General features: G+C 67.8%; 17 protein-coding genes and 2 tRNA genes. 6 read left to right on the forward strand and 13 right to left on the reverse strand.

Annotated elements, in window-relative coordinates; all coding sequences use genetic code 11:
* Window positions 1-753 precede the first annotated feature (753 nt).
* From pcnB to J5F18_RS00140, 6 genes are all read left to right on the forward strand, one after another.
* Window positions 754-2,154: a polynucleotide adenylyltransferase PcnB gene (gene pcnB, locus J5F18_RS00115; RefSeq protein ID WP_346300353.1), complete on the forward strand. Its 1,401-nt coding sequence runs from the start codon at window positions 754-756 to the stop codon at window positions 2,152-2,154.
* Window positions 2,151-2,645: a 2-amino-4-hydroxy-6-hydroxymethyldihydropteridine diphosphokinase gene (folK, locus tag J5F18_RS00120; RefSeq protein ID WP_346300354.1), complete on the forward strand. Its 495-nt coding sequence runs from the start codon at window positions 2,151-2,153 to the stop codon at window positions 2,643-2,645. Before pcnB ends, folK begins: the two co-directional genes overlap by 4 nt.
* 137 nt (window positions 2,646-2,782) lie before the next feature.
* Complete coding sequence (panB, locus tag J5F18_RS00125) at window positions 2,783-3,574, forward strand: 3-methyl-2-oxobutanoate hydroxymethyltransferase (RefSeq protein WP_346300355.1); 792 nt, start codon at window positions 2,783-2,785, stop codon at window positions 3,572-3,574.
* A 13-nt stretch (window positions 3,575-3,587) separates the two neighbouring features.
* Complete coding sequence (panC, locus tag J5F18_RS00130; protein ID WP_346300356.1) at window positions 3,588-4,436, forward strand: pantoate--beta-alanine ligase; 849 nt, start codon at window positions 3,588-3,590, stop codon at window positions 4,434-4,436.
* 28 nt (window positions 4,437-4,464) lie between these two features.
* On the forward strand, window positions 4,465-4,845 hold the full coding sequence (panD, locus tag J5F18_RS00135) for an aspartate 1-decarboxylase (RefSeq protein ID WP_346300357.1): 381 nt from the start codon (window positions 4,465-4,467) through the stop codon (window positions 4,843-4,845).
* Between the two features lie 214 nt (window positions 4,846-5,059).
* Window positions 5,060-6,235, forward strand: coding sequence for an acetyl-CoA C-acetyltransferase (locus tag J5F18_RS00140; RefSeq protein WP_346300358.1), 1,176 nt, complete (start codon window positions 5,060-5,062; stop codon window positions 6,233-6,235).
* Window positions 6,236-6,453: 218 nt separating this feature from the next.
* On the opposite strand, the gene pnp is transcribed toward J5F18_RS00140, so the two are convergent.
* From pnp to folP, 13 genes are all read right to left on the reverse strand, one after another.
* Complete coding sequence (pnp, locus tag J5F18_RS00145) at window positions 6,454-8,583, reverse strand: polyribonucleotide nucleotidyltransferase (protein WP_346300359.1); 2,130 nt, start codon at window positions 8,581-8,583, stop codon at window positions 6,454-6,456.
* Between the two features lie 166 nt (window positions 8,584-8,749).
* Window positions 8,750-9,019: a 30S ribosomal protein S15 gene (gene rpsO, locus J5F18_RS00150; protein ID WP_110070029.1), complete on the reverse strand. Its 270-nt coding sequence runs from the start codon at window positions 9,017-9,019 to the stop codon at window positions 8,750-8,752.
* A 79-nt stretch (window positions 9,020-9,098) separates the two neighbouring features.
* On the reverse strand, window positions 9,099-10,031 hold the full coding sequence (truB, locus tag J5F18_RS00155) for a tRNA pseudouridine(55) synthase TruB (protein WP_346300360.1): 933 nt from the start codon (window positions 10,029-10,031) through the stop codon (window positions 9,099-9,101).
* Window positions 10,031-10,462: a 30S ribosome-binding factor RbfA gene (gene rbfA / locus J5F18_RS00160; protein WP_346300361.1), complete on the reverse strand. Its 432-nt coding sequence runs from the start codon at window positions 10,460-10,462 to the stop codon at window positions 10,031-10,033. Before rbfA ends, truB begins: the two co-directional genes overlap by 1 nt.
* Window positions 10,463-10,478: 16 nt before the next feature.
* Complete coding sequence (gene infB, locus J5F18_RS00165; RefSeq protein WP_346300362.1) at window positions 10,479-12,986, reverse strand: translation initiation factor IF-2; 2,508 nt, start codon at window positions 12,984-12,986, stop codon at window positions 10,479-10,481.
* A 102-nt stretch (window positions 12,987-13,088) separates the two neighbouring features.
* Window positions 13,089-14,579, reverse strand: coding sequence for a transcription termination factor NusA (gene nusA / locus J5F18_RS00170; RefSeq protein WP_346300363.1), 1,491 nt, complete (start codon window positions 14,577-14,579; stop codon window positions 13,089-13,091).
* Window positions 14,580-14,648: 69 nt separating this feature from the next.
* Window positions 14,649-15,110, reverse strand: a complete 462-nt coding sequence (gene rimP, locus J5F18_RS00175; protein WP_346300364.1) for a ribosome maturation factor RimP — start codon at window positions 15,108-15,110, stop codon at window positions 14,649-14,651.
* Between the two features lie 257 nt (window positions 15,111-15,367).
* Window positions 15,368-15,444: transfer RNA gene (locus J5F18_RS00180), tRNA-Met, on the reverse strand.
* Window positions 15,445-15,569: 125 nt separating this feature from the next.
* Window positions 15,570-15,656 (reverse strand) — tRNA-Leu (locus J5F18_RS00185).
* 27 nt (window positions 15,657-15,683) lie between these two features.
* Complete coding sequence (gene secG / locus J5F18_RS00190) at window positions 15,684-16,043, reverse strand: preprotein translocase subunit SecG (RefSeq protein ID WP_346300365.1); 360 nt, start codon at window positions 16,041-16,043, stop codon at window positions 15,684-15,686.
* Between the two features lie 4 nt (window positions 16,044-16,047).
* The gene (gene tpiA / locus J5F18_RS00195; RefSeq protein WP_346300366.1) at window positions 16,048-16,797 is read right to left on the reverse strand and encodes a triose-phosphate isomerase; all 750 of its coding nucleotides are present in this window, start codon (window positions 16,795-16,797) and stop codon (window positions 16,048-16,050) included.
* 98 nt (window positions 16,798-16,895) lie between these two features.
* The gene (gene glmM / locus J5F18_RS00200) at window positions 16,896-18,068 is read right to left on the reverse strand and encodes a phosphoglucosamine mutase (RefSeq protein ID WP_346300367.1); all 1,173 of its coding nucleotides are present in this window, start codon (window positions 18,066-18,068) and stop codon (window positions 16,896-16,898) included.
* Window positions 18,068-18,835 carry a dihydropteroate synthase gene (folP, locus tag J5F18_RS00205; RefSeq protein WP_346302140.1) on the reverse strand — a complete coding sequence of 256 codons (768 nt, stop codon included), beginning with the start codon at window positions 18,833-18,835 and terminating at the stop codon, window positions 18,068-18,070. The genes glmM and folP overlap by 1 nt, the downstream gene beginning before the upstream one ends.
* Window positions 18,836-18,991: the final 156 nt, after the last annotated feature.

The following is an 18,991-nucleotide window of genomic DNA, read 5'->3' on the forward strand; positions in this document are numbered from 1 at the left end:
GCCCCAGGATGGGGCCCCAGGGGTAACACTTGGCCCCAGCTCCGCGAGACCAATGCCAGAGATAAGAATCAATGCATTGATTTTATTGAACAAAAATCAAGATGGCACGCCGGATGCTATATATCTTGGCAAGAAAAACAAGTTCCGGTGTTACCCCCTGCGCACAACAACAATCCCGCAGGCCGAGGTGACAGGGCCCGTCCCGCCAACAACAACAATCACCGCGGGCCATAGCTGCAAAGGCGCGATCTCTCAACAAGAACAAGATCCGACGCGCCCAGCCCCTTGCTCAAGAACAACAACAAGCCAATGCGAGGTCCGGAAATTCAGGACGCGGCGCATCAGCTCGGCCAACAACACGTCCAAGGCCGTCGAGAGGCACCCCCGGCAACAACATCAACAAGCCGGGGGGAGGCAGATTCCCTGCCGTCGTGGTTGGATTATTGTTTTGAATACGAGGCGGTCACCACCAGGAGCGCCAATAAGGACAACAATACAGCTAGCCTGATCTACTCCTTGGTGACTGTGGTGCGTATTCAAGGCGATGCGCCATCACGAAGAAGAACCAGCAGCACGGACGCTGCAAGACTGCTTGAGGGGGAGGCCGCGAGGCCTCCCCCTTCTACTTCGTGGCGCCGCGCCGGCGCCAGCCAGCCGGGTCGGGAGCCGGGCGACGCTATGCAAGGTCCCGGGGGTCGGCTACACTCACCCCCTTTGCACCCTTTTTTTTGCCCTGCGAGGCGATATCGCCGCATGTTCAAAGGATTTACCCGCTTCCTGCAGAGTCCGGGCGAACGCCTGAAGTCCCTCTTCGGCCCCAACAGCGCCGCCAGCGGCTCGCCCGAGCCGCGCATCATTCCCCGCCAGGAACACCCGGTGTCGCGCCAGCACTTCAGCGACGCCGCCCTCAAGGTCCTCTATCGCCTTCACAACGCCGGCTTCGAGGCCTACCTGGTGGGCGGCTGCATCCGCGACTCCCTGCTCGGGCGGATGCCCAAGGACTTCGACGTGGCCACCGACGCCACGCCGGAAGAGGTCAAGGGGCTGTTTCGCAATTCACGGATCATCGGCCGCCGCTTCCGCATCGTGCACGTGCGCTTCGGCCGCGAGGTCATCGAGGTCACCACCTTCCGCGGCACGCCGGGCGACGACCACGCCGACCATGTCTCCCAGCAGTCAGACGATGGGCTGCTGCTGCGCGACAACGTCTGGGGCAACATCCAGGAGGATGCGCTGCGCCGCGACTTCACCATCAACGCCCTCTACTACAGCATCGCCGACTTCTCGATCCACGACTTCGCGGGCGGCGTGCCGGACATCGAGGCCCGCACCCTGCGCCTGATCGGCGACCCGACGACCCGCTACCGCGAGGACCCGGTGCGCATGCTGCGGGCGGTGCGCTTCGCCGCCAATCTCGACTTCCACCTGGACCCCGCCTCCGAGGCACCGATCCGCGAGCTCTCCCCGCTGCTGCTGCAGATCCCGCCGGCGCGGCTGTTCGACGAGATCCTCAAGCTGTTCATGGCCGGCCAGGGCGTCGAGACCTTCCGCCTGCTGCGCCACTACGGCCTGTTCGAGATGCTCTTCCCGGAGGCCGCCGAGGCCATGGAGGAACTGCCCTGGGCGGAGCCCTTGGTGGAGGCGGCGCTGGCCAGCACCGACCGGCGCATCCACGAGGAGCGCCCGGTGACCCCGGCCTTCCTGTTCGCCGCCCTGCTGTGGGGGCCGGTCGTGCTGCGCCAGGCCGAACAGGAAGCCAACGGTCTGCCGCAGATCCCGGCCCTGCAGGCGGCGTCCCAGCAGGTGGTCGCCCGTCAGCTACAGCATATCTCGATCCCCAAGCGCTTCAGCCTGCCGATGCGCGACATCTGGGACCTCCAGCAGCGCCTGCCCCTGCGCCGTGGCCGCCGCGTCTACCAGACCCGCGAGCATCCCCGTTTCCGCGCCGCCTACGACCTGCTGCTGCTGCGCGAGGCCGCCGGCGAACTCGCCCCCGGCCTCGGCGACTGGTGGACCGCCTTCCAGGAGGCCGACGAGCACGAGCAGCGCCGGCTGCTCGACAAGGCCGGCGCCAACCCGGCCGGCAGCGGTGCCCCGCGCAAGCGCCGCCGGCGTCGGCGCAAGCCGCGCGGCAATGGCAACGGCGAATCATGACCCTCCATCGGGCCTGGGTCGGCCTGGGCAGCAACCTCGACGATCCGCGCCGTCATATCGAGCGCGCCCTGGAGGAGCTCGACCGCCTGCCGCTGACCCGGCGCCTGATGGCCTCGCGGCTCCATGTCAGCCGCCCGGTGGGCCCCCAGGACCAGCCCGACTTCATCAACGCTGTGGCCCTGCTCGAGACGCGCCTCTCCCCGCTGGCCCTGCTCGACCAGCTGCAGGCCCTGGAGCAGGCCCACCGACGGGTGCGCGCACGCCGCTGGGGGCCCCGCACCCTGGACCTGGATCTGCTACTGTTCGATGACAGCGTGCTGGCCCTGCCCCGCCTGCGCGTGCCGCATCCCGAATTGACGCATCGCACCTTCGTGGTCCTGCCACTGCTGGAGCTGGCACCCGACCTGGTGCTGCCGGACGGCCGCCCCCTGGCGCCACTGGCCTCCCGGCTGCCGAGCGACGACCCGACGCCGGTGTTACCGGGCGCCTGACACGGCCGAGAAAAGTGTTACCTATCGACACGCCGGCGCGATTTGGGTAACAATCACGAGTTACTTTCAGCACAGTTCCAGGCGAGACGGGCCGCCACCCTACGCCTCCCCTGCTGCCACAACGACGAGAGCACGCCATGAAAACCGTCACCCTGAGCACGCTGCAAGCCTTCAAGCGCGCCGGTGAGTCCTTCAGCTGCCTGACCGCCTACGACGCCGCCTTTGCCCGGGCCGCCAGCGATGCCGGCATCGAGGTGCTGCTGGTCGGCGACTCCTTGGGCATGGTCCTGCAGGGGCACGCCAGCACCTTGCCGGTCACCCTGGAGGAGATCTGCTACCACACCCGCTGCGTGGCGCGCGGCAAGGGGGCGAGCCTGCTGATGGTGGACCTGCCCTTCATGGGCAATGCCAGCATCGAGCGGCTGCTGGAGAATGCCGGCAAGCTGATGCGCGCCGGGGCCGAGCTGGTCAAGGTGGAGGGCGAGGCCTGGATGGCCGACGGCATCCGCGAGCTGACCCGCCGCGGCGTGCCGGTCTGCGCCCACCTCGGCCTCACCCCGCAGACCGTCTATCAGCTGGGCGGCTACAAGGTGCAGGGACGGGAGGCCGAGCGCGCCACCCAGATCCTCGAGGACGCCCGCACCCTGGTCGAGGCGGGCGCCTCGGTCATCCTGCTCGAGTGCGTGCCGGCGAGCCTCGGCCGGGCCATCACCGAGGCGCTGGAGGTGCCGGTGATCGGCATCGGCGCCGGCCCCGACACCGACGGCCAGATACTCGTGATGCACGACATGCTCGACGTCACGGCGGGCCGCAAGCCGCGCTTCGTCAAGAACTTCATGGCCGAGGCCGAGGACATCCAGGGCGCCTTCCGGCGCTACCACGAGGAGGTCAAGGCCCGCCGCTTCCCCGCCGAGGAACACTGCTTCTAGCTGGAGCTACCCCATGCGCACCCTCAGAGAGATTCCCGCCCTGCGCGAGGCGCTGGCGGATGTTCGCCGGCGCGGCGAGCGGATCGCCCTGGTCCCCACCATGGGCAACCTCCACGACGGCCACCTGGCCCTGGTCGGCGCGGCGCGTGAGCGCGCCGAGGTGGTGATCGCCACCATCTTCGTCAACCCCCTGCAGTTCGGGGCCGGCGAGGACCTCGACGCCTACCCGCGCACCCTGGAGGCGGACCAAGCCAGCCTCGAGGCGGCCGGCTGTGACCTGCTGTTCGCCCCCGAGGTGGCCACCGTCTACCCGCGCCCCCTGGCGGATCAGACTCGCATCGTCGTCCCCGGGGTCACCGAGGGGCTGTGCGGCGCCGCGCGCCCCGGCCACTTCGACGGGGTCTCTACCATCGTCGGCATGCTCTTCAACCTGGTCCAGCCCGATCTGGCCTGCTTCGGCGAGAAGGACTACCAGCAGCTGGCGGTGATCCGCCGCCTGGTGGCCGACCTGCACTTCCCCATCGAGATCCTCGGCGTGCCCATCGTGCGCGCCGAGGATGGCCTGGCCCTCTCCTCACGCAACGGCTACCTGAGCGCCGAGGAGCGGGCCAAGGCCCCCCGGCTCTACCGGACTCTGTGCGAGCTGCGTGACACCCTGGAGGGCGGCGGCGACATCCAGACGACGCTGGCCGAGGGCTCCCGGCGCCTGCACGACGCCGGCTTCGTGCCGGACTACCTGGAGCTGCGCGCCGCCGACCTGGCGCCGGTGACGGCCGCCACTCGCGAGGCCGTGCTGCTGGTCGCCGCCCGGCTCGGCAGCACGCGCCTGATCGACAACCTGACCCTGACCCTGCCGCGCTGAGGCGGCCCACCCGGAGGACCCTGCTTCCATGTACACCATCATGCTCAAGGCCAAGCTGCACATGGCCCGCGTCACCCATGCCGTACTCAATTATGAAGGCTCCTGCGCCATCGACGGCGAGCTGCTCGACCTGTCCGGCATCCGCGAGAATGAGCAGATCCAGATCTACAACGTCGAGAACGGCCAGCGCTTCACCACCTACGCCATCCGCGCCGAGGAGGGCTCGAAGGTCATCTCCATCAACGGCGCCGCCGCCCATCTGGCCGGCCCCGGGGATCGCGTGATCATCTGCAGCTACGCCCACTACAGCGATGCCGAACTGGAGGCGCATCAGCCCGCGCTGGTCTACCTTCAGGAAGGCAACGCGGTCAGCCACACCAGCCACGCCATCCCCGTGCAGATGGCCTGACCCCCTGCCCCGGAACGGCCCACAGGCCGGATCCGGGGACCGTCTCGCCCCTCCGGCCCGCTGGACGCCGCGCCATGCTCCTCGGACAATGCCCCTCTTGACCCACGTAAGCATTGCCGCGGCGCACAAGCCTCCCCTATGCTGAGAGACCCGGTCATGTCCGGTTGTCGCGACAGGGCCGTAACCTCGTCATCCGATTCAGGAGAACTCCCCCATGCAAGAAGTGGTAATCGTTGCCGCACGCCGCACCGCCGTCGGCTCCTTCGGCGGCTCCCTGGCCGGCATTCCCGCCAGCGACCTGGGTGCCTTGGTGATCAAGGACCTGCTGGCCGCCACCGGCGTGTCGGGCGACCAGGTCGACGAAGTGCTGATGGGCCAGGTGCTCACCGCCGGCGTCGGCCAGAACCCGGCCCGCCAGGCCGCCATCAAGGCCGGCCTGCCCGACACCGTCCCCGCCATGACCATCAACAAGGTGTGCGGCTCCGGCCTCAAGGCCCTGCACCTCGCCACCCAGGCAATCCGCTGCGGCGACGCCGAGCTGATCATCGCCGGCGGCCAGGAGAACATGTCCGCCTCGCCCCACGTGCTGCCCAACTCGCGCAATGGCCAGCGCATGGGCGACTGGAAGGCCGTGGACACCATGGTCCATGACGGCCTGTGGGACGCCTTCAACAACTACCACATGGGCATCACCGCCGAGAACCTGGCGGAGAAGTACGGCATCACCCGCGAGGAGATGGACGAGTTCGCCGCCGCCTCTCAGCAGAAGGCCACCGCCGCCATCCGCGACGGCAAGTTCAAGAGCCAGATCGTTCCGGTGGAGATTCCCCAGCGCAAGGGCGATCCCGTCGTCTTCGATACCGACGAGAACCCCCGCGAGGTGAGCGCCGACAAGCTCGGCGGCATGCGCCCCGCCTTCAAGAAGGACGGCACCATCACCGCCGGCAACGCCTCCTCCCTCAACGACGGCGCCGCCGCGGTCATCCTCTGCTCAGCCGAGAAGGCCAAGCAGCTCGGCCTCGAGCCGCTGGCGCGCATTGCCGCCTACTCCAACGCCGGCGTCGACCCGGCGATCATGGGCATCGGCCCGGCCCCGGCCACCCGCCGCTGCCTGGAGAAAGCCGGCTGGAGCCTGGACGATCTCGACCTGGTCGAGGCCAACGAGGCCTTCGCCGCCCAGGCGCTCTCCGTCAACAAGGAGCTCGGCTGGGATACCGACAAGATCAACGTCAACGGCGGCGCCATCGCGCTGGGCCACCCCATCGGCGCCTCCGGCTGCCGGGTGCTGGTGACCCTGCTGCACGAGATGATCGCCCGCGACGCCAAGAAGGGCCTGGCCACCCTGTGCATCGGCGGCGGCCAGGGCGTGGCACTGGCCATCGAGCGGTAAGCGCCGGGCGCCTAGCGCCTAGCGCCTAGCGCCTAGCGCCTAGCGCCTAGCGCCTAGCGCCTAGCGCCTAGCGCCTAGCGCCTAGCAGGATACTTGCTGCTCCATACCAGGCGTCAACACGAAGAACCCCCGTCGGACTCGGTCCGACGGGGGTTCTCGCTTTCTACCTCAACACCTGCTGCCCGTTGCCTATCTGCTGGGCGCTAGGCGCTAGGCGCTTACAGCTGAGGTTCCGCTTCGGCCTCGAAGGCCACCTTCTCTTCCGGGGTGATCTCCTTGATGGTGAGCTTCACCCGGTTGCGGTTGTCGATGTCGAGCACCTTGACCACCACCTCGTCACCCTCGTTGAGGAAGTCACGCACGTCGTTGACCCGCTCCGGCACGATCTGGGAGATGTGCACCAGGCCGTCGGTACCCGGCATGATGTTGACGAAGGCGCCGAAGTCGGCGATGCGCACCACCTTGCCCAGGTAGAGCTTGCCGATCTCCGCCTCGGCGGTGATCGCCAGTACGGTGTCGATGGCCGCCTTGGCCGCCTTCTTGTCCTCGGCGTAGATGCGCACGGTGCCGTCGTCGTCCAGGTCGATGGAGGCGCCGGTATCCTCGCAGATCTTGCGGATGGTGGAGCCGCCCTTGCCGATGACGTCGCGGATCTTCTCCGGGTCGATCTTGATGGTGGCCATGGAGGGGGCGTTCTCGGAGACCTCGGTGCGGCTCTGGCCGATCACCGCATTCATCTGCTCGAGGATGTGGAGGCGCGCCTCCAGGGCCTGCTGGAGGGCCTGCTCCATGATCTCCTCGTTGATGCCCTCGATCTTGATGTCCATCTGCAGGGCGGTCACGCCCTCGGAGGAGCCGGCCACCTTGAAGTCCATGTCGCCCAGGTGGTCTTCATCGCCGAGGATATCGGTCAGCACGGCGAAGCCACTGTCGTCCTTGACCAGACCCATGGCGATGCCCGCCACCGGCGCCTTCATCGGCACGCCGGCATCCATCAGCGCCAGGGAGGTGCCGCAGACCGAGGCCATGGAGCTCGAGCCGTTGGACTCGGTGATCTCGGAGACCACGCGAATGGTGTAGGGGAACTCCGCATCGTCGGGCAGCATGGCCTGCACGCCGCGGCGCGCCAGGCGGCCATGGCCGATCTCGCGACGCTTGGGGCCGCCCATGAAGCCGGCCTCGCCCACGCAGTAGGGGGGGAAGTTGTAGTGCAGCAGGAAGCGGTCCTTGCGCTCGCCTTCCAGCGACTCGATCAGCTGGGAGTCCCGCAGGGTACCCAGGGTGGCGACCACGATGGCCTGGGTCTCGCCGCGGGTGAAGATGGCCGAGCCGTGGGTCTTGGGCAGGGTGCCCACCTCGATGGCCAGCGGACGCACGGTCTTGTGGTCGCGGCCGTCGATGCGCGGCTCGCCCTTGACGACCCGGGAGCGCACCATGCGCTTCTCGAGGCCGGCGAAGGCGCCCTTCACCTCGTCGGCCTCGAACTTGCCTTCCTCTTCACCGGCCAGCTGCTCGACGGCCTGCTCCTTGAGGGCGGAGAGGGCGTCCTGGCGCGCCATCTTGTCGGTGATGCGGTAGGCCTCGCCCACCTTGGCCTCGAAGGCCGTGGCCAGGGCGGCCTTGAGCTCGGTGTTCTCCGCCGGCGCCTGCCACTCCCACTTCGGCTTGCCCGCCTCGGCGACCAGCTCGTTGATGGCGGCAATGGCCACCTGCATCTCCTGGTGGCCGTAGAGCACGGCGCCCAGCATCTCGTCCTCGAGGAGTTCGTCGGCCTCGGACTCGACCATCAGCACCGCCTTCTCGGTGCCGGCCACCACCATGTCCAGCTCGGAGCTGGCCAGCTCCTCGACGGTGGGGTTGAGGAAGTAGCCCTTCTCCTCGTCGAAGCCGACGCGAGCCGCGCCGATCGGGCCGCTGAAGGGCACGCCGGAGATGGCGAGGGCCGCGGAGGTGCCGAGCAGCGCGGCGATATCCGGATCATGGTTGCGGTCGGTGGAGAGCACCGTGCAGACGACCTGCACCTCGTTCATGAAGCCCTTGGGGAAGAGCGGACGGATCGGGCGATCGATCAGCCGCGAGGTGAGGGTCTCCTTCTCGGTGGGACGCCCCTCACGCTTGAAGAAGCCGCCGGGAATCTTGCCGACCGCGTAGGTCTTCTCCTGGTAGTGGACGGAGAGCGGGAAGAAATCCTGCCCCGGCTTGGTGTCCTTGCGGGCCACCACGGTGCAGAGCACCACGGTGTCGTCCATGGTGACCATGACGGCACCGGTGGCCTGGCGGGCGATGCGCCCGGTTTCCAGGGTGACGGTGCTGCGACCGTACTGAAATGTCTTCTTGACCGGATTCACGGCGACTTCCTTCCTATCTACTTTTCTGTGTTGGGGTCGTTTTGACTCGGCGACCATTTTAGGGGTTGACGCGCCCCGCGGCCACCGGATAGCGACATTTCCACCCTACAGACGCGAAACGGGCAGCCCGAAGGCTGCCCGTTTTGTTGCGCTGGCGCGGTTTCGCTTAGCGGCGAAGACCGAGGCGCTGGATCAGAGCCTGATAGCGCTCGAAGTCCTTGCGCTTCAGGTAGTCCAGCAGCTTGCGGCGCTGGTTGACCATGCGGATCAGGCCACGACGGGAATGGTGATCCTGCTTGTTGGTCTTGAAGTGGTCCTGCAGGCCATCGATGTTGGCGCTCAGCAGGGCTACCTGCACTTCGGGGGAACCGGTGTCGTTCTCGCCACGACCGAATTCGCTGACGATTGCGGACTTCTGCTCGGCTGTCAGTGCCATCTGTCTCTCCAGTAAGCAATATGCCTGAATGATGAATGGGTGAGACCACGCATATTTGCAGTCTCGGGCGTTTCTCCCTTCAATCGGCTGCGCTGCTCAGCAGCCGTTTCGGCGCCACCTCCTGTGGCGTCGTCACCACGCCGAGGCCCAGGAAGGCCCCGTCGCGATAGAGTCGTGGCGTCTCGCCCACCGCCATGCCGGAGGCATCGAGGCGGGCCGGCTGACCGTGGGTCAGCCGCTGTGCCGCCGCGGCGTCGACCTCGAGCCATGGCAGGTGCGCGACCAGCACGTCCACCGGCAGCAGCACGGCCTCGCGGGCGGCCTGGTCGGGCAGGGCCTCCAGCGCCTCGAGGGTCAGCATGCCGTCCCCACCGCGGCTGTCGCTGTCGAAGGGGCCGGTGGCCAGGCGTCGCAGCATGCTGATATGCCCGCCGCTGTCCAGCGCCCGGGCAATATCCTCGGCCAGGGTGCGCACATAGGTGCCCTTGCTGACCCTGACCTCCAGCTCGAAGGCGTGACCCTCGAAGCCGAGAAGCCGGGCATCATACACCGTCACGCGCCGTGCTGCACGCTCGATCGACTTGCCCTCGCGGGCCAGCTCGTAGAGCTTGCGCCCTTGGTGCTTGAGCGCCGAATACATCGGCGGCACCTGATCGATCTCGCCGCGGAAACGCTCGAGCACGCCTGCCACGTCGGCCGCGGTGAGCGACGGCACCGCACAGCGCTCGATGACCTCGCCCTCGGCGTCGCCGGTGTCGGTCACCGCGCCCAGCTCCACCCGGGTGCGGTAGACCTTGTCCGCCGCCAGCAGATGGGCCGAGAACTTGGTGGCCTCGCCGAAGCAGACCGGCAGCAGGCCGGTGGCCATGGGGTCCAGGGTACCGGTATGACCGGCCTTCCGGGCCTGGAAAAGCCGCCGTGCCCGCTGCAGGGCGTGGTTGCTGGACAACCCCTTGGGCTTGTCCAGCAGCAGCACCCCGTCGACCGGCAGGCCGCGACGAAGACGCGCCATCAGCGGCTTTCGCCCTCGTCGCCGCCCTTGTCCTCGTCGCTATTCTCGTCACCGCTCGTATCGGAAGAACGGGCGCGGTCGCTCTGCACCGCCTCCTCGATCAGCGAGGAGAGCCGCTGCCCCCGCACCACGCTCTCGTCGTAGTGGAAGCGCAGCTCCGGCACGTGGCGCAGCTTGATGCGCCGGGCGATCTGCCCGCGCAGGAAGCCCGCGGCCTGCTTGAGCACCTTGAGGTTCTCCTTGATCCGCTCCGGGGTATCCTCGCCGAGCAGGGTCACGTGGACATCGGCGTAGCCGAGGTCACGGCTGACCTCGACGCCGCTGACGGTGACCATGCCCAGGCGCGGGTCCTTGACCTCGCGCTGGATCAGCACCGCCAGCTCCTTCTGGAGCTGGTCGGCCACCCGGTCGGTTCGCTTGAACTCGCGCATGCTTGGCTCCTGACGCTCAGAGCGTCCGCTCGACCTTGACCTGATCGAAGACCTCGATCTTGTCGCCGACCTGGACGTCGTTGTAGTTCTTCACGCCGATGCCGCACTCCATGCCGTTGCGCACTTCCTGGACGTCGTCCTTGAAGCGGCGCAGCGACTCGAGCTCGCCCTCGTAGATCACCACGTTATCGCGCAGCACGCGGATCTTCTTGTTGCGGTAGACGGTGCCCTCGACCACCATGCAGCCGGCCACGGCACCGATCTTGGGCGCGCGGAAGACGTCGCGAACCTCGGCCACGCCGACGATCTCTTCCTTCCACTCCGGGGCCAGCATGCCACTCATCGCCTGCTTGACCTCGTCGATCAGCTGGTAGATGACGCTGTAGTAGCGCAGATCCAGGCCTTCACGCTCGATGATCTCGCGGGCCGCGGCGTCGGCGCGCACGTTGAAGCCCACCACGATCGCCTCGGAGGCCAGCGCCAGGTTGGCATCGGTGCCGGTGATGCCGCCCACCCCGGAGGAGACCACGGCCACCTGCACCTCGTCGGTGGAGAGCTCCTCCAGCGCGCCCTTGATCGCCTCCAGGGAGCCCTGGACGTCGGCCTTGAGCACGATATTGACCTTGGCCACCTCGTCCTGGCCCATCTGGCTGAACATGTTCTCCAGCTTGGCCTTCTGCTGGCGCGCCAGGCGCACCTCGCGGTACTTGCCCTGACGGAAGTTGGCGACCTCGCGGGCCTTCTTCTCGTCGGCCACCACCATGAAGTCGTCACCGGCGTCAGGGGTGCCGTCGAGGCCCTGGATCTCCACCGGCATGGCCGGGCCCACCTGGTCGACCTGCTGACCCAGCTCGTTGGTCAGGGCGCGCACGCGCCCATAGTGCAGGCCGGCCAGCACGATATCGCCCTTCTTCAGGGTGCCGTTCTGGACCAGCACGGTGGCCACCGGGCCGCGCCCCTTGTCCAGGCGCGACTCGACCACCACGCCCTTGGCGGGCGCCTCGGGAACGGCCTTGAGCTCGAGCACCTCGGAGACCAGCAGCACGGCCTCGATCAACTCGTCGATGCCTTCGCCGGTCTTGGCGGAGACGTGGATGAACTGGGTGTCGCCGCCCCACTCCTCGGAGATGACGCCGTGCTGGGAGAGCTCATTCTTGACCCGATCCGGGTCCGCCGCCGGCTTGTCGATCTTGTTGACCGCCACCACCATGGGCACCTCGGCGGCCTTGGAGTGCTCGATCGCCTCGATGGTCTGGGGCATGACGCCGTCGTCGGCGGCCACCACCAGGATGACCACGTCGGTGGCCTTGGCACCGCGGGCACGCATGGCGGTAAAGGCCGCATGGCCGGGGGTGTCGAGGAAGGTCACGCCGCCGTGCTCGCCTTCCACGTGGTAGGCACCGATGTGCTGGGTGATGCCACCGGCCTCGCCGGTGGCCACCTTGGCCTTGCGGATATAGTCGAGCAGCGAGGTCTTGCCGTGGTCGACGTGGCCCATGACCGTGACCACCGGTGACCGGGTGATCTCCTCACCCTCGTAGGAGATGCCCTCGAGCATCTCGGTTTCGAGGGCATCGTCCTTGATCAGCTTGGGTTTGTGGCCCATCTCCTCGACCACGATGGCCGCGGTGTCCTGGTCGATGGTCTGGTTGATGGTCACCGCCGCACCCATGGTGAACATGGCCTTGATGACCTCGTTGGCCTTGATCGACATCTTGTCGGCCAGGTCGGCGACGCTGATCGACTCGGGGATCGAGACCTCGCGGACGATCGGCTGGGTGGGCTTCTGGAAGCCGTGCTTGCCGCCGCCCTGGGCGCCACCGCGACGGCCGCCGCGACGCTCGGCACGTTTGGCCTTCTTGCCGCCACCGCGGCGACGCTCGTCGCGATCGTCGTCGTCGCGCTCGTGACGGCCCTTCTTGGCAGATGCCTTCTTGGGCGGCGCGGTGCGGCGGTCGGTGCGGCCCTCCTTGGGCGGCGCGGGCGGCTCGTCACCGGACGGGCCCTCCTCGAGTTCCGGCACCGGGATCTGCGGCTCGGCGGCGGCCTTCTCGGCCTCGAGCTTGGCCGCGGCCTCGCGGGCGGCCTCCTCGGCGGCGCGGGTTCTGGCGGCCTCGGCCTCGCGGGCCTCCTGCTCGGCATGCGCCTGCTGGGAATCGGCCATGTCGCCGACCAGCTGACGCGGCCCGGCGTCTTCCACCGGCTCCGGCTTGGTCTCTTCCTCGGCACGCTTCACGTAGGTGCGCTTCTTGCGCACCTGCACCTCGATGGTCTTGCCTCGCTCGCCGGTCTTGATGCGGCTGCGCGTCTTGCGCGTCAGGGTGATGCGGTTCTTCGGTGCCGCGGCGCTGGTGTCACCGCCGTGGCTCTTGGTGAGGTAGTCCAGCAGCTGACGCTTGTCCTCCTCGGACACCGCATCGCCCTCGGACTTGTGGCCGAGACCGGCCTCTTTCATCTGTTCCAGCAGGCGGGGCACGTCGCGCCCCACCTTCGCTGCGAAATCCTTAACGGTCATCTCTGACATTACGACCCTCCTGAGCCCGTGACCCCAATGCTTCGCTTCGAATCCTCTCGCCCGGCCAGTCGGTGCCGGGCAGGGCGTCTGTTACGCCCCTTCGCCTTCGAGCTATTCGTTTTCAAACCAGGGCGCACGGGCGGTCATGATCAGTGCCGCGGCGCGCTCCTCGTCCATCCCCTCGATGTCCAGCAGGTCATCGACGGACTGCTCGGCGAGATCCTCCATGGTGACGATCCCCCGGCTGGCCAGGATGAAGGCCAGGTGGCGCTCCATGCCCTCCATCTCCAGCAGGTCCTCGGCCGGCTGGGCGCCGTCGAGCTCCTCCTCGGAGGCGATGGCCAGGTTGAGCAGCTCGTCCTTGGCGCGGGCGCGCAGCTCCTCGACGATCTCGTCGTCGAACTCCTCGATCTCGAGCATCTCCTCCACCGGCACGTAGGCGATCTCCTCCAGGGAGGTGAAGCCCTCCTCCACCAGCAGGCGGGCGACATCGTCATCGATGTCCAGGTGCTGGATGAAGTGCTCGACCAGGCTGTCGATCTCCTGCTCGCGCTTGGCCTCGGCATCGGCCTCGGTCATGACGTTGATCCGCCAGCCGGTGAGCTCGGAGGCCAGGCGCACGTTCTGGCCGCTGCGGCCGATGGCCTGGGCCAGGTTGTCCTCGGCGACCGCCACATCCATGGCGTGGGCGTCCTCGTCCACCAGGATGGAGGCCACGTCCGCCGGCGCCATGGCGTTGATCACCAGCTGGGCGGGGTTGTCGTCCCACAGCACGATGTCGACGCGCTCGTTCTGCAGCTCCGAGGAGACCGCCTGGACGCGCGAGCCGCGCATGCCGACGCAGGCCCCCACCGGGTCGATGCGCCGGTCATTGGTCTTGACGGCGATCTTGGCCCGGGAACCGGGATCGCGGGCGGCGCCCTTGATCTCGATGAGCTGCTCGGCGATCTCCGGCACCTCGATGCTGAACAGTTCGATGATCAGCTCCGGACAGGTGCGCGAGAGGATCAGCTGGGCGCCGCGCGCTTCCGGGTCCACCTTGACCAGCAGGGCGCGCACCCGCTCGTTCATGCGGTAGCGCTCGCCGGGGATCATCTCGCCGCGGGGCAGGAAGGCTTCGGCGTTCTCGCCCAGGTCGATGATCAGGCCGTCGCGGGTGGTCTTCTTGACGATGCCGGAGACCAGCTCGCCCTCGCGGTCGGCGTAGAGGCGCACCACCTCGGCCCGCTCGGCCTCGCGCACCTTCTGCACGATCACCTGCTTGGCGGTCTGGGCGGCGATGCGGCCGAAGTCGGCGTTCTCGATCTTCTCCTCCACCACGTCGCCCAGGCCCAGGGGTGGGTCGCGCCGCTCGGCGAAGGTGAGCTTGATCTGGTGGTCGGGACCGTCGAAATCGTCGTCCTCGACCACCTCCCAGCGGCGGAAGGTCTCGTAGTCACCGGTGCGCCGGTCGATATGCACCCGCACGTTGGCTTCCTCGTCCTCGAAACGCTTGCGGGACGCGCTGGCCAGGGCCGCCTCGACGGCCTCGAAGATCACCTCGCGGGGAACCCCCTTCTCGTTGGAGATCGCGTCAACGACCGCCAGAATCTCTTTGCTCATGCCATTGCCTCGCCAGAAAACCTGTCCTCGAGCCTCATGCTCATCCGCCCCGCCGGGGACGGCGGCCTCTCAATCCTCGAACCGCGGCACGATGCGCGCCTGGTCGATCCCGTCGATGGGGAAGCAGTACTCCTCGCCGTCCAGCTGCAGCAGCACCTCGTCGCCCTCGACCCCGGCCAGCAGGCCCTGGAACTTGCGGCGCCCGTCGAAGGGCACGCGCAGCTTCAGCGCCACCTCGTGGCCGCGGTAGCGGGCGAACTGGTCGAGGGTGTAGAGCGGACGGTCCATTCCCGGCGAGGAGACCTCGAGGCGATACTCACCGCGGATCGGGTCCTCGACGTCGAACACGGCACTCACCTGTCGGCTGATGTCGGCGCAGTCATCGACGTTCACGCCGTTCTCGTGATCGATGTAGATCACCAGGCGGGTGTGCTTGCCCTGGGAAAGGTACTCGATGCCCCACAGTTCGAAACCCATGGCGGTCACCACGGGTTCGATCATTGCGTGCAGTGCAGCATCCTTGATAGCCACGGAAATAAGCTCCTACAGCCGTTGCATCAGGCACCTGGCCGGGAGTGAACAGGAGAGTCAGGTGGCTGATTGGCGTTGCCCGGGGCAGCCGCCGGGCGCTCTCCGCCTGGCATGCTGCTAACAAAAAGCCCCTTCACAGGAAGGGGCTTTTACATGAAACCTGTAGACCATCCGGCGATTCTGACCGCCCCTTCATTCGATACCCGTCTCGATGACATCATCCACGAGCGTGACTCGAAAGGCGCCAGACCGGAAGATGGTAGCGGGGGCCGGATTTGAACCGACGACCTTCGGGTTATGAGCCCGACGAGCTACCAGACTGCTCCACCCCGCATCAATCTAGGTCGGTGATTCTACGCATCGCCGCGACTTGCGTCAAGCGATGCCCACCGCGATATACCAATCCTGCTTCTGTCTGAAGGACTGCTCGCTCACCAGTGGCAGCGGCAGTGAATCAGATGGTGCCGAAGGCGGGACTTGAACCCGCACGACCGTAAGGTCACTACCCCCTCAAGATAGCGTGTCTACCAATTCCACCACTTCGGCATCAGGGGAGGCTGGATGCTCGACGACTCAGCCGCCGTTCTCCTCCAGCACTGGCGCCGCATTATCCACATCCGCCGGCGCGTCGTCAAGCGTCGGGACGCCCCGCTGCTGATCGATGAGACGCGAATCGGGAATGCCGGCCTCTGGCGCCTGGCCCGCCTGGGAGGCGAAGTACGCCAGGGTCAGGGAGGTAGCGAAGAAGGCCGCGGCCAGCACCGCCGTCGTCTTGGAGAGGAAACCGCCGGTCCCGCGCGAGCCGAACACGGTCTGGGAGGCGCCGCCACCGAAGGCGGCACCGGCTTCGGCGCCCTTGCCCTGCTGCAGCAGGACGAGGACGACCAGGGCGATGGCGATCGCCACGTGGATCATGAGAATGGCAACTTGCATGGGATCAACCTGCTGACTGACAAATGGCTAGGAAATCGTCGACCTTGAGCGAGGCACCGCCCACCAGGCCGCCGTCGATATCGGGCTGGGCGAGCAGCTCCGCGGCGTTGCCGGCGTTCATGCTGCCGCCGTAGAGCAGCCGCAAGCCGGCGGCCAGCTCGCGATCATAGCCCGCCTGATAGGCGCGGATGCCGGCCATGACCTCCTGGGCCTGCTCCGGGGTGGCCGTGCGACCGGTCCCGATCGCCCAGACCGGTTCGTAGGCGATCACCACCCGCGGACGCTGCTCGGGCTCCAGGCGCGACATGACGAAGCCCACCTGGCGCAGCACCACCTCCATGGTGCGCCCCGCATCGCGCTCCTCGAGGGTCTCACCCACGCAGAGCACCGGGACGAGATCGACGCTGAGCGCCGCCAGCAGGCGATCATGGACCTGCTGGTCGCTCTCGCGGTAGAGCTGGCGGCGCTCAGAGTGGCCCACCAGGGCGTAGCGAACGCCGAATTCACAGAGCATGCGGCCGCTTACCTCACCGGTGTGAGCACCGGAGTGGAGCGGGTTCAGGGTCTGGGCCCCGAGCCAGAGCGGCGTCCCGGCGAAGGCGCGCCGCGCCGCGTCAAGGTAGGGAAACGGCGGGAAGATCGCCACCTCGAGCCCATCCGGAAGCTCGGCCTCGGTAAAGGCGCGACCGAACGCCTCGACCAGCTCGGCCGAGCCATTCATCTTCCAGTTGCCGGCAAGCAGCGGGGTACGCATGGGGTGTCCTCTTCAAAAGAGCTGCAAAATGGTATAGGAGCGACCCTGTCAAGACAACCGCAGGACGCTCGCCGACGGGGCCCGCCGGGGCGACGCCCTCAGCCCAACAGCGCCTCGACCCGACCGGCCAGGCGGCGCGCCAGGCCGTCGACATCGAGGTGGGGGCGCCCCTCCACCATGACGCGGATCAGCGGCTCGGTCCCGGAGGGGCGCAGCAGCACGCGCCCCTCGTCGCCCAGCTCGGCCTCCACCTCGGTCACCGCCGAGCGGAGTTCCGCCCGCTCCATCACCGCCCGGGCATCGCTGCCCGGCGTCAGACGCACATTGACCAGCGCCTGGGGCGCCTTCTCCATCCCGTCCAGCAGGCGCTGCAGCGGCTTGCCCTCGCGCACCATGATCGCCAGCACCTGCAGCGCCGAGACAATGCCGTCGCCGGTGGTCTGCACATGGCCGCAGACGATATGACCGGAGGATTCGCCACCCAGCTGCCAGCCGTTGGTGGCCAAGCGCTCCACCACGTAGCGGACTCGGTCGCCGTCGCCGTCGAAGGCCACGCCGAGATCGGCGCCCTGCTGGATCACCGCTGCGCGCAGCGCCGCCGGGTGGGTGGAGCCCACCTCGCGGTTGATGTTGAGGCCGTCGGGGCTCGCCCCGATCAGGCTTACCTCGGCGCCCAGCTCGCGGAAGACGCTCGGCGCGATGTGGTAGGTGGCACCATGGGCACAGTCCAGCACCACCTTGAGGCCGCGCAGGCTGACCCGGTCGGGGATGGTGGACTTGCAGAACTCGATGTAGCGACCGGCAGCATCGTCGATGCGCGCCACCTTGCCCAGGCGATCCGGGGCCACCGTGGTCAGCGGCTCCTCGAGCATCGCCTCGATACGCGCCTCCACCGCGTCGCCCAGCTTGGCCCCCTCGGTGGAGAAGAACTTGATGCCGTTGTCGGCGAAGGGGTTGTGGGAGGCCGAGATGACGATGCCGGCATCGGCGCGGAAGGTGCGCGTCAGGTAGGCGATGGCGGGCGTCGGCATGGGGCCGAGCAGCGCCACGTCGACGCCGGCGGCGGAGAGGCCCGCCTCCAGCGCCGACTCGAACATGTAGCCGGAGATCCGCGTGTCCTTGCCGATCAGCACCCGGTGGCGACGATCGCCGTTCATGCCGATCAGCACCCGGCCGGTGGCCCAGCCCAGCTTGAGCATGAAGTCGGCGGTGATGGGCGGCTCACCGACGGTTCCGCGGATCCCGTCGGTGCCAAAGTAGCGTCGTGTCATCAGCATCCTTCCTTGAGTACGGCCCAGGTCATGTTCACCGCATCCACGCTGGGGCCAACGTCATGGACACGCAGGATACGGGCGCCGCGCTCCACCGCCAGGGCCGCCAGCGCCAGGCCGCCGGGCAGGCGCTCCTCCACCGGACGCATCAGCACCTTGCCGATCATGCTCTTGCGCGACATGCCCACCAGCAGCGGCAGCTCGAGCTCGGCGAGCCGCTCCAGGCGGTTGAGCAGGCGCAGGTTGTGCTCCACGGTCTTGCCGAAGCCGAAGCCCGGGTCGATCAAGAGACGTCCGCGCCGCAGGCCGGCCGCCTCGCAGGCGGCCACCCGCTCGGCGAGGTAGTCGACCACCGCCTCCTCTATGGGCCCATCATAGCGGGGCGCCTCCTGCATGTCGCGGGGCTCGCCCTGGCGATGCATCAGGCACACCGGCAGGCCGCAGCCGATCGCCGCGGCCAATGCGCCCTCGCGCTCCAGGGCACGCACATCGTTGAGCATGCCGGCCCCCAGGGCGGCGACCTCACGCATGTCCACCGAGACCAGGGCGTCCAGTTCACGCACCAGCGCCTCCACCACCGGCGCCACGCGGTCGAGCTCCTGCTGCGGCGACACCGGGTCGGCGCCGGGACGGGTGGACTCACCGCCCACATCGATGATCGCCGCCCCCTCCGCCAGCATGCGCTCGGCGTGGCGCAGGGCATCGTCCAGGGCCACATGGCGGCCGCCGTCGGAGAAGGAGTCGGGCGTGATGTTGAGAATCCCCATCACGCGAGGGAAGGAGAGGTCGAGGCGGTGGCGACCGCAGGCCAGGGAGGCACCGGTGGAATTCATCATGTCTCGAAAGCGGCAGTTTGGGCGGGTACAGGCTCAGAAAGGCGCAGGCGCCCCACGTGGGGCGCCTGATACGGCATGGACGCAGCG

The organism is Halomonas sp. BM-2019, from assembly GCF_017584085.1.